General features: G+C 38.0%; 9 protein-coding genes. 6 read left to right on the top strand and 3 right to left on the bottom strand.

Annotated features, from left to right (window positions below):
* Positions 1-343: 343 nt before the first annotated feature.
* Genes ACKU4N_RS00120 through ACKU4N_RS00110 form a run of 3 tightly spaced genes read right to left on the bottom strand, consistent with a single transcriptional unit; the run spans position 344 to position 4,344 of the window.
* Positions 344-1,945: an MFS transporter gene (locus ACKU4N_RS00120; protein ID WP_321319516.1), complete on the bottom strand. Its 1,602-nt coding sequence runs from the start codon at positions 1,943-1,945 to the stop codon at positions 344-346.
* 3 nt (positions 1,946-1,948) lie between these two features.
* Positions 1,949-3,010, bottom strand: coding sequence for an HlyD family secretion protein (locus tag ACKU4N_RS00115; protein ID WP_156194856.1), 1,062 nt, complete (start codon positions 3,008-3,010; stop codon positions 1,949-1,951).
* Positions 3,010-4,344: a TolC family protein gene (locus tag ACKU4N_RS00110; protein ID WP_321319513.1), complete on the bottom strand. Its 1,335-nt coding sequence runs from the start codon at positions 4,342-4,344 to the stop codon at positions 3,010-3,012. The genes ACKU4N_RS00115 and ACKU4N_RS00110 overlap by 1 nt, the downstream gene beginning before the upstream one ends.
* Before the next feature lie 100 nt (positions 4,345-4,444).
* Here ACKU4N_RS00110 and ACKU4N_RS00105 point away from each other — a divergent pair, with 100 nt between their 5' ends.
* The 6 genes from ACKU4N_RS00105 to ACKU4N_RS00080 all read left to right on the top strand — a co-directional run bounded on the left by ACKU4N_RS00105 (position 4,445) and on the right by ACKU4N_RS00080 (position 14,615).
* Positions 4,445-5,245 (top strand): helix-turn-helix domain-containing protein, encoded by an 801-nt coding sequence (locus tag ACKU4N_RS00105; protein ID WP_321319511.1) that lies wholly within the window; start codon positions 4,445-4,447, stop codon positions 5,243-5,245.
* Between the two features lie 312 nt (positions 5,246-5,557).
* Positions 5,558-6,604 (top strand): glycoside hydrolase family 130 protein, encoded by a 1,047-nt coding sequence (locus ACKU4N_RS00100; RefSeq protein WP_321319509.1) that lies wholly within the window; start codon positions 5,558-5,560, stop codon positions 6,602-6,604.
* A 3-nt stretch (positions 6,605-6,607) separates the two neighbouring features.
* A complete protein-coding gene (locus tag ACKU4N_RS00095; protein WP_124993425.1) occupies positions 6,608-7,939 on the top strand; it encodes an MFS transporter in 1,332 nt (443 codons plus the stop codon).
* 161 nt (positions 7,940-8,100) lie between these two features.
* Positions 8,101-9,816, top strand: coding sequence for a hypothetical protein (locus ACKU4N_RS00090; protein ID WP_321319506.1), 1,716 nt, complete (start codon positions 8,101-8,103; stop codon positions 9,814-9,816).
* Positions 9,817-10,064: 248 nt separating this feature from the next.
* Positions 10,065-13,124 carry a SusC/RagA family TonB-linked outer membrane protein gene (locus tag ACKU4N_RS00085; protein ID WP_321319505.1) on the top strand — a complete coding sequence of 1,020 codons (3,060 nt, stop codon included), beginning with the start codon at positions 10,065-10,067 and terminating at the stop codon, positions 13,122-13,124.
* An 18-nt stretch (positions 13,125-13,142) separates the two neighbouring features.
* The gene (locus tag ACKU4N_RS00080) at positions 13,143-14,615 is read left to right on the top strand and encodes a RagB/SusD family nutrient uptake outer membrane protein (RefSeq protein ID WP_321319503.1); all 1,473 of its coding nucleotides are present in this window, start codon (positions 13,143-13,145) and stop codon (positions 14,613-14,615) included.
* The last annotated feature ends 121 nt before the right edge of the window (positions 14,616-14,736 follow it).

The raw sequence follows: 14,736 nt of genomic DNA, 5'->3' as shown, positions 1-14,736 counted from the left end.
TCATTGGTCACATTTTGTAAAAGTTAGTATTTCGTGATGATTCAGAATTTTGTTTTTTGCTTTACCCATTTAGTTTTTTCGAAATATCATTTTTTGCTTTACCTATTTAGGCATTGAGCAAAAAATCAATTTTTCAGGCTTTACCTATTTAGGCATTGATCCAAAAAACAATTTTTCAGGCTTTACCCATTTAGGCATTGACCCAAAAATCAATTTTTCAAGCTTTACCTGTTTAGGTATAGGGCAAAAAATCATTTTTTCAGGCTTTACCTATTTAAGCATGAGCAAAAAACCATTTTTAGGCTATTGCAGTTTCTATTTTAGAATTGAACCGTTGTTGTGTTTACATTGGGATTAGTTTGGCTCCAATTTTTTTAATGTGATACTGAAAATGAGGAATTAAAGCGATTCCCATGATGATAAGCAGGATGAAGGCACTCATGTATAAATAATAATCTCTGACAAATAAGAGATTGTTTTGATTTGCGACTGCTTTTCCCAAAAGTTTAATGGCACCGGCATTGCTCTGAGGGATACTTGCTCCGCCATTGAGTAATGCTTGTTTGTACTGACCGATGCGTTGCACTGCATACGGATTGAGCGAAGTAATTTCGTGGGCTGCACTTTGGTAATGAATTTTTTGAAAGTGCAGCCCCATATAGGAAGTTAAGGCCATGCTGGCGGTAAAAGTAACGGCGCGAAAAGCTACTCCCGTAACCGAAGCTGAGAAAGCTATTTCGGCAGGAACTGAAGTCACATAGAAAATCACAATAGAGATGATCAGAGTTCCATTCCCAAATCCTTGTAAAAACAGGGGAATGAGTAAATCTGAGATTTCAGCCTGATTGCTTAAAATGCAAAGAATATAAACATGATAAGCCAACAGCGCGCCAAAACCAGTCATCCAGATCAGCCGTATTTTTCGTCCGGCTAAAATAAACCGGGCAGATATAAGCGATCCTGAGGCAATACCTGCAGCATTAATCAGCATGATATAGCCCTTGTGATACATATCTAAATGAACACTGTTGGAAAAGAATCCATTGAGCAAATTCATGTCGCCTTTGCTAAAGTAAAACAGCACCAACAGCAACATGCCTATTCGAAAATTTCGCGACTTGTAAATCTTTAAATCGATATAGGGTTCTTCGAGTTTAAATTGCCGGAGGAAAAACAAGCACATAAAAAATACCAGAACAATTGTGCAAACCGTAATCCGCATGCTGTTAAACCAATGGTAATATTGCCCATACAATAAAATATAGGCTGCCAATAACAGGGATGATGCATAAAGAACAAAGCTCTCCCAGCGAATTAATTTTAAGGGGATTTTTCCATCGCGCCTTAAATCTGTGCCTTTTTTAAGAATGTAGCAAAGCAATATAATTCCGGGTAAGGCACTATAAATTTTAAATAGAAAAATGCTGTTAAAGTCGTATTTGGTAAATATGAATGCGTCTAATAATTGGGCAAGAGGAGCACTGGAAAATAAGGCCGCATACATGGTTGCATAGCCTAAAATCCGGCTGCGTTGTGCCTGAAATTGCTTAAAAACCAGCGAGAATATCATGCCAATAAAGCCCAGCGAAAGCATGCCGCCGGCAAATCGGAGCACCAATAGCAAAGCAAAGCTATGACTGTTGTATAGAATAAGGTTTATTGCTGCGTAGATAATGCTGCAGCCTATTAAATAGGGTTTGGACGAAAAGTAGTTGAAAAATTTGGCCTCGAGAGGAAACGAAGCGGCAATGGCAAGGTAGTAAACTACCGTGGAATATTTAACATCGATAATGTCAACACCGTAGTAACTTGCTGCGCTGGATGCTCCGCTCAGATAGATTCCCAATACCAAGGCAATGGGCATCAGGCTTATAAAAATGGTAAACAATACCAACCAGTAAGGTATCCGGCTTTTAAAAATGAGTTTGTTATTTTCGTTTGGCATAGCCTATTTCTTGGGTATTGATACTTCAGCATTCATGCCGGCACGTAGTTTTTCCAGCAAAGCATCATTATCGGTGAACTGAATGCGCACAGGGAACCGCTGCGTAATTTTTACGAAATTTCCGGTTGCGTTATCGGTCGGAAGCAATGAAAACTGGGATCCGGTGGCAGGAGAGAACGATTCTATTTTTCCATGAAACGATTTGTTCGGAAAAGCATCTATCGTAATTTTGGCTTCCTGTCCCTCTTTCATTTTCGCGATTTGTGTTTCTTCAAAATTGGCCACAATCCATTTGCCTTGTTTTTTATCCACCATAAAACCAATGGTTTGTCCTTTCTGAATGTATTGTCCTTGCTGAAGGCTTTTGTTTCCCATGGTTCCATCAGAAGGTGCGGTAATTACGGCATATTTAATCTCTAGATTAATGCGTTCCAGAGCTGCTTTTTTCTGTTCGATATTGGCTTTAGCTACCGCAACTTCAGCGGTAACATCCTGAGTTTTGTCTTGCGATACGCTAAAGGAGTTTTGAATGGCCTGGTAATTCGATTCGGCCACTTCCAATTTTGTTTTTACATTCTCAAATTGCTGTTGGGTAACAGCTTCGCCTTCCAGTAGTTTCTGATAACGTGCAAACTCTTGCTGCTGTTGCCACAGTTGGGCTTTAGCAGCACTAATTTTTGCATGACTGATACTGGAACTGCCTGATGAGGTCTTCACATTGCTTTGCAGTACTTTTAAACGAGCCTTGGCAGTTGTTAGGGCAGCCTTGGCTTCGAGCAGCTTTACATTGGCTTCTTCAATATCCAGAACAAGCAAGGTATCTCCTTTCTGGATTTTTTGATGATCATTAAATCTGATTTCCTGCACGTAACCGGAGGCACGGCTCAAAATAGGATTGATATACTCTTTTACCTGTGCATCGTTGGTTTCTTCGTATTTCCAAAAATTCACCATTAAAAACAGTCCCCAAACGAGTAAGGCGGCTAAAATGCTTACTGCTGCTCCGTAGGTTATTTTTACAGCTGCACGGTCTATTTTTTCGTACTTCTTTAATTTATCGCTCATTATAGTTGCCCCGTTATTTTAAGTAATTGATAGTAATGTAATTTGGCCGAAACCTGACTGTTCACCAATTCAAATTTGGCTTGCAGCAACTGGGTATCTGCAGTCAGTAAATCGGTGAGCAGAGCCAATTGGTTAAAATAGGTTTGATTTACAATTCTGTAATTTTCTTCGGCCTGTTGAATGTTCATTTTTGCGGTTTCTATTTCCTTTAAATTTTCGTGAAACCTTTTGTAGGCTGTTCTTACATCTATGCGAAGCTGATCTTCGGTCTGTTTCTGCGCCAGCTCTTGTTTTTTTATCGATATAGAAGCTGCCCTTTCTTTGTGTTTGTCATGATACAAAGCCGAGATGTTGTACGAAACTTTGATTCCTGCAACGCCCATTAAATAGGGCGAATTTGAGTAAGGATACAATTTAATTTGTGGGTACGAATAGGTGTATTCTCCAAAAAAACCGATTTTAGGAAGCTTTTCAGCTTTTACATCTTTTTCGTAAAGCTGCATCATTGTAATTTGAGCCCGGGCAATTTTTTCAAGTGGAGATAACTGTATTGCCTGCCCTAAGTAATCCTGATACAGCAGTTCGGTCTTAATATATTCAGAACCAATTGCAATACTGTCAGTGGGTTCAATGGCTTGATCATCGTCAAAGCCAATTAGAATATTCAATTGCTGCGTAGATAGTTCCAGATTGTTTTCTATTTTAAGAAGGTTCGTTTTTTGCCGGGAAAGCTGCAGTTGAGACCTTAATAAATCGCTTTTTAAAACCACTCCGTTCTGGTATAATTTTTCAATCTGATTCAGCCGTTTTTTATTTTTGTAGATATTTCGTTCAATCAGATTTTTAAAGGCCAGCGAAGCTTGTATCCCCAAATAGTCTTGAGCCACTTTGTAGTGGATATCCGAAAAGCCAGCTTCTTCCAGGTAATGCAGTAAAGCCTGCTTGGTTTCTGCCTGCTTCACCCGAATTTTAGTTTTATGCCCATTGTACAAATTAAAATAGGCTTCAATCCCAGCATCATAAACACTATGGTCTTCCAGTGGAATGTATTCAGGGCTTTTTAAAATTCCATTTTCAAAAATGGGAATGTTGGCGAGTTTGCCGTAGCTCGCATCTGCACCGAATTCAGGCAGCCATTTGTTCTTTGCATCCAGAATTTTTTCTTCGCTTATTTTTGTGTCAATCTTTCTTAACTGCAATTCTTTACTAAAGGTATTTGCTCTTTGCCAAGCTTCCTGCAAACTTATCGATACACTCTCCTGAGCATTAGTTATGCAGTGGCAGCTTAGTAGTATGAGGATGAATGCAATTGCATTTTTTGATTTACGATTCATTTTCAAAAATTTCATTTTGCAAATATCCCGTTTAATATTTAGGCATGTTTTCGAAAATTGGACAATTGTTTTATAATTTAGGCCACTTAAAATTGTGTTTATGTCGGTAATGGATTCTTTTATTAAGGATGTTAACAGGAATGAGGATGTGTTTTACGTGCTGCATTCAAAAATCGAGGAAAAACTCCCCATGCACAGTCACAACAAACATCAGATGTGCTATGTGGAAGGTGGTGTTGCGTTTTTGAATACGCCCGATAAGTCGTATTTTCTTCCTGCGCGTCATTTCTTATGGATTCCTGCGGGAATAGAGCATAACGTTGTTTCACGCACCTCGGTGAAAATGGTGCATAACATTTATTTTCCAAGAAATTTATTTCCCGAAGATCATCAGGTAAGGGAGCGGGAGGGTATTTATCCTGTAACAAATCTGTTGATGGAAATGATTTATTATACTGTAAATTGGCAGGAAGAAATTGGCAAGGACAGTGTTTTTAAATATGAATTTCTGATCGCTTTAAAAAATATTGTTTTAGATGTATCCACCACTCCTTTGCCTGTAGTGCTTCCAACTACTAAAAACGAAAATTTAAGGAGAGTGTTTAAATACATCCACCAGAATATCGATCAGCCTTTGAATCTGGATCATGTTGCCGAAAAATTTGGCTGCAGTTCCAGAACATTATCCCGTTTGTTTCAGAAAAATATGGATATCTCATTTCTGCAATATGTGAAGCTTGTCAGAATCATTAAAAGTATGGAGCAATTGCTTCAAACAGATCTTTCAATAAGTGAGATTGCTTACAAGAGTGGTTACAATAGTCTTTCTGCCTTTAGCTATACCTTTCAGCAGGTTGTTCACAAATCACCTGCTGAATTTAGAAAGCAAAGTTTATTGTAAATCGTTTTGATTTCTGTTTCAGGGACTCTGGTCTCAATTGTCCGAAGTCTAAGATATCAGTTGGCTTAATTACAAATTGCCATACAATTACTCATCTACGTTTTCCCCGGATGGCATTAATAATCTGTTTTTCAGAAATTAAATTGTTGGCAAAAGCTTCTAACCGGCAATAGTGTGTACACAATAGCTTCAATTCTGTGTGGTATGCTTCCAATGTGCTTACTTTAAGGTTATAACACACAGAAGTGGCAGTATAGTTAACTACATGTATTGAGAAATGGTCGTTCTTTGCAGTAGAAAAAGAATAGAACTATGGATATCGCAAAGAGATTTGAGCAAAACCCTTTACTCTCACCAAAAAACATCCTGCCAAGTATGGTAGGAATGGAAATTGAATGCTTGTTAAACCCGGGTGTGTTTCGCTGCAACAATAAAACCTGGTTATTGCTTCGGGTTGCAGAACGACCTCAGCAGGTAGAGGGTAAAATTAGTTTTCCTGTTTATAATAAAGAGGGAGTCGTCGAAATTTTATGCTTCGACGAAAACGATGCCGATCTGGATTTGTCCGATCCCAGGATCGTGATTTATAAAGGGGAGTATTACCTAACCACTCTTTCACATCTTCGGTTGGTTTGCAGTGACGACCAGATTAATTTCGCGGAGACTGAAGGTTACGCTCCAATTATGGGAGTTGGTTCTCAGGAAACTTTCGGAATAGAAGATTGCAGGGTTGCAACCATGGATGATGGATATCATTTGACTTATACAAAGGTTTCTGCCCATGGGGTTGGAGTTGGATATATTCAGACTAAGGATTGGAAACAGTTTGATCGTTGCGGAATGATCTTCCCGCCACACAATAAGGATTGTGCCATTTTCGAAGAACAGATTAACGGTAAATATTATGCACTTCACCGTCCGAGTAGTCCCGAATTGGGCGGGAATTACATTTGGATTGCTGAATCGCCTGATCGTATTCATTGGGGGAATCATCAATTGCTGGCAAAAACACGCGCCGGAAAATGGGACAGTGCCCGGCTCGGAGCAGGAGCATCGCCAATTAGAACTGAAAAGGGCTGGCTGGAAATATACCACGGAGCAACAAAAGAACACAGGTATTGTTTGGGTGCATTACTATTGGATTTAAATGATCCCTCGATACTACTTGCCCGAAGCGAGGAGCCCATTATGGAACCCATTATGGAATATGAGAAAACCGGATTTTTTGGCAATGTGGTTTTTACCAATGGGCATATCGTTAGCGGCGATACGATTACAATTTATTACGGAGCTTCGGATGAAGTGATTTGTGGGGCCGAATTCTCTATCAGTGAAATTTTACAATCGTTAAACTATTAATTTATGGCTGCTATTACCAAAATATTGAAAAAAGCACTCTCAGAGTATTATTTTTTCCTAAGTAACCCACGAGATATGAGGGTTTTGTTGATTACCAACATGATTTATGCCTTCGTGCTTCCGGTGGTCGATATTTTTGTAAGCGCCTATATCATGCGTTTCACCAATAACGATTTTACATTGGTAGCCTATTATCAGCTGGCTATTTATACCGGAATACCGCTTACCTTTTTTATTAATGGTTTTCTCTTGAAAAAGATCAAAATAGCCAATCTATATAGTTTTGGAATGCTTTTAAGTGGTATCTCCATGTTGTTTATGATGACGCTTGATCATCTTAATTTTGCAGGAGTTGTTTTTTCCGGATTAATAATGGGTGCATCTTTTGGGTTTTTCTGGGCCAACCGTGATTTTTTGGCTTTGGATACTACAAATGATAAAAACCGGAATTACTATTACGGTTTGGAAACCTTCTTTTTTACAATAACATCAATAATAATTCCTTTAATTGTTGGATGGTTTATTATATCGTCAAAAACATTGGGTTGGTTTGGTGAACACAGAGCTTATCAGGTTATTACGCTTTGCGTATTCATTCTAACGATTATTTCATCCATTGTAATCCACAGGGAAAAATTTAAAAATCCGAAGCAAAAGAAATTTCTGCATTTCCACTTCGACCGATTATGGCACAAAATGTTATTTTTAGCCGGACTAAAAGGACTTGCACAAGGATATTTGGTGACAGCACCGGCTATTCTGATCATGTATTTAATAGGTGATGAAGGATCTTTGGGAACCATTCAGGCTATAAGCGGAATTGTTACGGCAATAGTATTGTATCTGCTGGGACGATTTTCCAAACCGGAACACCGCATTTATATATTTGCAGTGGGTTTGCTCATTTTTGTTGCAGGCACAATGGCCAATGCAATTATGTTTTCGGCAACAGGTGCAATGGTGTTTATGCTGGCGATGGTATTATTCAGACCCCTGCACGATATTGCCTATTTTCCGATTCAGATGAGAGTGATTGATGTGCTTTCCCGAAAGGAGAAACGAAATGAATTTGCTTACATTTTTAATCATGAATTTGGACTTTTTGTTGGACGGGTTTTCGGATTAGTAATGTTTTTGTTGCTTACACACTACGTTTCGGAGGTGTTCGCTCTTAAGTATTCTTTACTGATTATTGCACTGCTGCAATTAATCTCTATTCCTGTTGCCAAAATGGTGATTAAACATACCAGTAAAGAGGAATTCAAATCAAATGGCCAAGACGTAAGATTAAGAGATGTAGATGATAAATTAGTAGTAGAACCTTTGGTTCAATAGCTTTGCAAGCTTTGAGAAAAAAATAATTTAAGATCAATTCTTAAAATATAAAAGATACAAATCCATTAACAGATGAAACGACCATGTAACAATATTACAAACAGGTGGATGAGTGTAATTTGGGAGTTCCATATGACAACTAAAAAAATAAATTATAACACATGAATCGTAACTATTTATTTTGGATACTATGTTGTTTCGTTTTTGCTTCGTGCACGACACAACCGCAAACAGCTGTAAAAGAGCTGCAGATTAGTCGTGTAGAAAGTATGCCTAATCAGCCGCAACCATATAAGATGCTTGACTGGCATGAAAAGGCAGTGAATTTCGACGAAGCAATATTCGATTTTGATGCCACAGGCGAATTCCGGCCTTTTATTTGGTTGGATAGTGCAAAGAGAAATCTTCCACAGACAACATTTGGTTTGTACACTGTTATAGGTGATGTGAGACAAGGACCAAATAAAAATAAGGGTGAATTTCACGAAGCAATCAATTCTTTGGGCGCTTTGATGAGTGCCGGATTAGTGGGAATTGACAAGCGGGATCAGAAGGGATACAACTTTGTGAAAATGGTTCAGAATTATTTCAACACCGATAATGGTTGGAATATCATGATGAACAATACTTGTCCGGAAGTTGCACTTTTAGGTGGAGGATATGGCCGCGACTGGTGGTACGATGTTTTTCCAAATGTGCTGTATTATGCCGTTTCGGAATTACAGCCTAATGTAGAAGGTGCAGATGCGATTCAGAAAACTATTGCCGAGCAGTTCTTTAAGGCCGATTCTACCTTGAATGGAAATTACGATTATTCCTATTTCGACTATGCTGAGATGAAAGGGAAACGAAATCAGATTCCTTATCAGCAGGATGCAGCAGCAGGACATGCTTATGTGCTTTACTCTGCTTATCAAAAATTTGGAGATCCACGTTATCTGGAAGGTGCAAAATCAGCAATTGAGGCTTTGTTGAGCCAAAAAGAAAGTCGGTTTTACGAAGTACTGATGCCTTTTGGAGCTTATGTGGCAGCCCGCTTAAATGCGGAACAGGGAACCAATTACGATGTTTCGAAAATACTTGATTGGACTTTCGACGGATGTACTGCAGAAATGGGCCGCACCGGCTGGGGAATTATTGCAGATCGCTGGGGAGATTATGATGTTTCGGGCATACAGGGAAGCCTGACTCAGGATGGTGGCTACGGTTTTTTAATGAACACCTTCGACATGGCCTGGCCGCTGGTACCAATGGTTCGATACGATCAAGAATATGCCCGGTCCATTGGGAAATGGATGTTGAATGCAGCAAATTCCTCTCGTTTGTTCTATCCTTACGAAATTCCGGACAGAAATCAGTATTTGCCTGAAAATAAAAGCATAACCCGTAATGTAATCGCCTACGAGGGATTAAAGAAGGTTGATGCTTATAACACCGAGGAGTTTAAAGGGGTTTCGCCGGTAGCACTGGGCGATGGACCAAATTGGGTGGTTAGTCAGCCAAAACTATCCATGTTTAGTATTTACGGATCGGCACATGCCGGAATCTTTGGTTCTATCATCAGGAAAACAAATGTGGAGAAGATTCTGCAATTGGATTGTCTTGCGACAGATTTCTATAAAAATGAATCCTATCCTACTTATTTATACTTCAATCCTTACGATGAGGTAAAGAAAATCGACTATTCTTCAGAACAAGGAGTTGATCTGTATGATATTGTTTCGGGGAAGCTTGTTGCTGAAAAGATTTTTGGCAAAGGAAGCTTTTCAATTGAAGGAAATAAAGCGATGGTAGTGGTTGAAATTCCTGCGGGATCAAAAATAGAACGATCAAAAGAGAAAGTGACGGCAAATGGAATTGTTATCTCTTTTTATTAAGGAATTACTATTTTTTGAAATGGGCGGTTCTATTGGTAAAATGACAACATAAATATCTGGTTGAATTGGATCATTTAAACGATTCAATTCAACTGAAAATAATAAGATCTCAAGTGCTTTAGATATAGTATCATTTAATTAGACGATTACGGAAACGATAGCAATTTCTTCAAATAGGATCCTTGATGAATTGTTATTTATAGAAAAATTACGCTTTTAATTCACTGTTGTTAATTAAAATAAAATCTATGAAAACTATGTTTTTAAATTTAAAAAGAGGAATACTGGGCTTTGTATTTATCTTTTTGACAAGTGCTGTCTTTGGGCAGGTTCTTGTATCAGGAAAAGTTACCGACGTAAGTGGAGAATCATTACCAGGTGTTAGTGTTTTTGTAAAAGGTACAAATGTTGGTTCCATTACTGATATTGATGGAGGTTACAGTTTAGAAGTGCCTGAAAATGCACAAATCCTGGTTTTCTCTTTCATTGGAATGAAAAATCAGGAAGTTGAATTCACTGGGCAAACCAGTATCAATGTTATTTTGCAAGAAGATGTAACTGGTTTAGATGAAGTTGTTATTGTTGGTTATACAGCAAGAAAAAAATCTACATTAACAGGAGCCGTATCGGTTGTTAATCTTTCAGATATGGAGAAAACACGAGTACCGAATGTTTCTCAGGCCTTGCAAGGTCAAATTGCAGGGGTATTGGTAACATCAAGTACAGGTGCGCCGGGAGATCCTATTCAGATACGTATACGTGGAGAAGGAACTATTGGAGATAACAATCCGTTGTATGTAGTAGATGGAATTCCTTCTCGCGATATCACCTTTTTAAATCAGGCTGATGTTAAAACTATGACTGTTTTAAAAGATGCCGCTGCAGCAGCAATTTATGGTTCCAGAGCTTCCGGTGGTGTGGTATTAATTACCACTAAAAGTGGATCTATCGGGAAAACAAGTTTCGATGTAAACTATTACACAGGAATTCATAAGGTTGCCAACCTTCCTAATATGCTGAATGCTGAGCAGTACATGAATACCCTGGAGAAAGCTTGGGACAATTCAGACAGAACAGGAGCAAATCCTTATACAGCTGATAAAGGCAGATCTGATTTTGCTGACACAGACTGGCTTGATGAGTTGTTTGAACAAGGGAAGTCACAAAATTTGCAGGTGACAGCTGGTGGAGGAACTGAAAAAATGCAATATTTAATGTCTTTGGGTTATTATGGACAGGATGGAATTGTTGTATTTGATAATGATAAATACCAAAGATTAAATTACAGAACCAATCTCAATATCGATGTAACGGATCGAATTAAAATTGGGACAAATCTGCAATTGTCTTATTCAACACAAGATAAAACAGCATCAAAAGGTGAAAGTCTAATTCGATATGCTTTATTAAGAGCTCCCGTATTAGCAGTTCGTAAAGATGTGAATGATCCTACTTACTCTGAAAGAGATCCTTTTACGGATATGCCGTTTTTCACGCCAACGGGCTATGATCAGGGATTACAAAGATCGATGTATGAAATGGTAGGTAACCCTGTTGCCAAAGCCTATTTTACAGATGATCAGCGAAAGATTTATAAAACATTTGGAAATGTTTATGGTGAATTTGCTTTTTTGGGTAATAAAGAACTAAAATTCAGAACAAATATCGGGGTTGATTTATCAATGTTTCACAACAAAGCTTTTAATGAGAATTATGGTGATGATGATGGTGGTGGATCTGCAGTTGATCAAGGATTGGGCAGACAGAACAGACCTAATAGCTTGAGTGAAGAAAGAGGAGAAGCACGTACAATTACCTTTAATAATACATTAAATTACGCGAAAACCTTCCACGAAAAGCATGATTTTAGTGCAATGGTAGGTACCGAATATATTGACAATTATGAATCATCAATAGGAGCCAGCAGAGCTCGTTTCCCTTTTACAACTGATGAATATCGATATTTGGATTATGGTGGATCGGATCTTGATCTTTGGAATAGCGGATCTGCTTCAGAGTGGGCATTATTCTCTTTGTTTGGATCAACATCTTATGCGTATGATGACAAATATATGGTAACTGCTAATTTGAGAGCTGATGCTTCATCAAGGTTTTCTGAAAGCAATCGTTGGGGCTATTTTCCTTCTGTTTCTGCCGGATGGACAATTTCCAAGGAAGATTTTATGAAGGATGTTGATTGGTTGTCTAACTTAAAATTAAGGGCAAGTTGGGGTAAATTAGGAAATCAGGAGATTGACAATTATGCGTATTTAACTTTGGTTAGTCAGGTAGATGGTATTGTTAAGACTAACCGCTTTGGAAATTCTGATTTGAAATGGGAGAGTTCTACTCAATCAAATATTGGTGTTGATGTTGGTTTGCTTACTAATAAACTGGTACTAACGGGAGAATATTTTGAAAAGAATACGACAGATATTTTATTGCCGATTGGATTACCATCTGTTGTTGGTGATGTATCTCCTACAATTGTCAATGCAGGTGAGGTGAGTAATAAAGGATTCGAATTCTCTATAGATTACCGCAATTCAGGAAAAGAATTCAAATACAATGTAAACGCGAACATTGCGACATTAACTAATAAGGTTGAAAAGCTGCATCCAAACGTTCCCAATATCGTTACCGATGTAACAAAAACTGAAGTTGGATATGCATTAAATTCCTACTATGGGTACAAAATGGTTGGAATTTATCAAAATCAAGCGGAAATAGACAGTCATCTGTTTACTGAAGGAAATGCAAAACCAGGAGACATCAAATTTAAGGATGTAAACGGTGACGGGAAAATTAGTGCAGATTATGACAGAGAATTTATTGGAAGTCCTATTCCCGAATTCACTTATGGTTTTTCATTCTCATCTACCTATAAAGGATTTGATTTTTCAATGCTTTTTCAGGGAGTAGCGGGTGTTGACAGATACAACCAAGGGAAACAGATTGTAGACTATGATACACGTCCGTTTAATTATACCACAGCGATATTAGGTGCATGGGATGGGGAAGGCAGCAGCAATAGCATACCAAGAGTTGCTTTTGAAGACAATGGAAGCAGTAAGGTGTCAAGCATTTTCGTTGAAGACGCTTCCTATTTCCGACTAAAGAATATTGAAATTGGATACACTGTAAATGCAATAAAAGGAATTGATAATATACGGTTTTATGTATCCGGGCAAAATTTATTTACAATAACTGACTATACCGGTTTAGATCCGGAATCTACCGATCTAATGGATTTAGGAACTTATCCTCAATCAAAATCAGTTTTGTTTGGCGTAAATGTGAAGTTTTAATAGTAAAAAGTATAAATTATGAAATACATATATAGTATAATCATTATTTTCTTCTTTGCAGGTCTTACGAGTTGTACAGATGAATTAAGCAATGACCCAATTGGCCTTTTAACCAAAGATCAGGTCGATTCAGATCCTACAATTACTACAATTGAGTCTTCGGTAAGCTCATCATACTTACCTCTTTCAAATACCTTGAATGGGATTATATCTGATTGGAGATGGGATTTAGGAACAGTATTTAGAAATGATATTGTTTTGCAGGATATTGCAGCCAATGATATGAATAAGAAATGGAATCCAGATGGTGACCAAGCTTGGATGGATGAACTGGCAAGTTTTACTTTCACACCCGAAAATCAAGCGTTTAATGGAATCTGGGTGTACGATTATGAAGGTATTAGTAGAGTTAACATAGCCATTAACTTTTTAACTGATATTGAGATAGTTCAGAAAACAGGAATTGATAATGCCCGTAAGAAACAATTATTAGCAGAAGCTTATTTTTTAAGAGCTTTCTACTATTTCGATTTGGTAAATAATTTTGGCGATGTGCCATTGGTACTTAAGTCTCCGGATTCATTCGAGGAAGCCTTTGCTGTTTCAGTCAGAGCATCTGCAGATGAAGTCAGAACACAGATAAATTCAGATTTAACAGCAGCGAAAGCGATCGCTCCTGATGTCAAATATCCTGATGTTGCTGAACCATGGAGAGCTTCAAAAGGAGCTATTATTGCATTGCAGGCTAAAGTAGCTTTGTACAGCAACGATTGGAGCGCAGTACTTAGCTTAATTACAGAACTGGACGCGCTTGGTTTTTACAGTTTGAATGGAAATTATTTTGATAGTTTTGATGCAAGTAAGGAATTTGCAGAAGATGAAGTGATTTTTGCGTACGATCATCGTTCAGGCGAAACTCCTAATAATACGAATGGACTTGGCGATGTAATTGGGTGGGGATTCTTTGCTCCGACAGATGATTTTATCAATGCTTTTGAAGCCAATGATCCCAGATTGTTATATACCATTGATGTTCCCAACAAGCGTGCATCAAAAATAGTGGGATCAACAACTGATCTAATTGATTATGGTAATAAAGTATACATACGCTATGCTGATGTATTACTTTGGAAAGCAGAAGCTTTGAATGAAACTGGAGATTACCCAGGTGCAGTTGCCATAATTAACCAGATAAGAACCAGAGCCAGAACCAGTCCAACAGCTGATGGCTCGGTAGTACCTGCAGGAACGCTTGCAAACAGAGGTAGTTCAACAAATCCGGCAGAAATAAAAGCTTGGTTAATGTCTGAAAGAAGAGTTGAGTTAGGTTTTGAATCACAAAGATTTAATGATTTGAAAAGATGGGGGACAGCCAAAGCGGTATTAACAGCACTTGGAAGAAATTACCAGGATCACAATGCTCTTTATCCAATTCCTCAAAAAGATATTGATAAGTCTGGTGGATCAATTACACAAAACGCGGGGTATTAGCATATATATAATTTTAATAAAATGTCCTCAATATCGAATATGATATTGAGGACATTTTTTTGCACTAATTTTAGTATTACCCGGGGTTCTATTAATAACTCTTTATTACAAGTGATATTTC

Source organism: Labilibaculum sp., assembly GCF_963664555.1.
Lineage (GTDB): Bacteria > Bacteroidota > Bacteroidia > Bacteroidales > Marinifilaceae > Labilibaculum.
The sequence above is the reverse complement of the archived record's forward strand: the minus strand, read 5'-3'. Positions and strand labels throughout refer to the sequence as shown.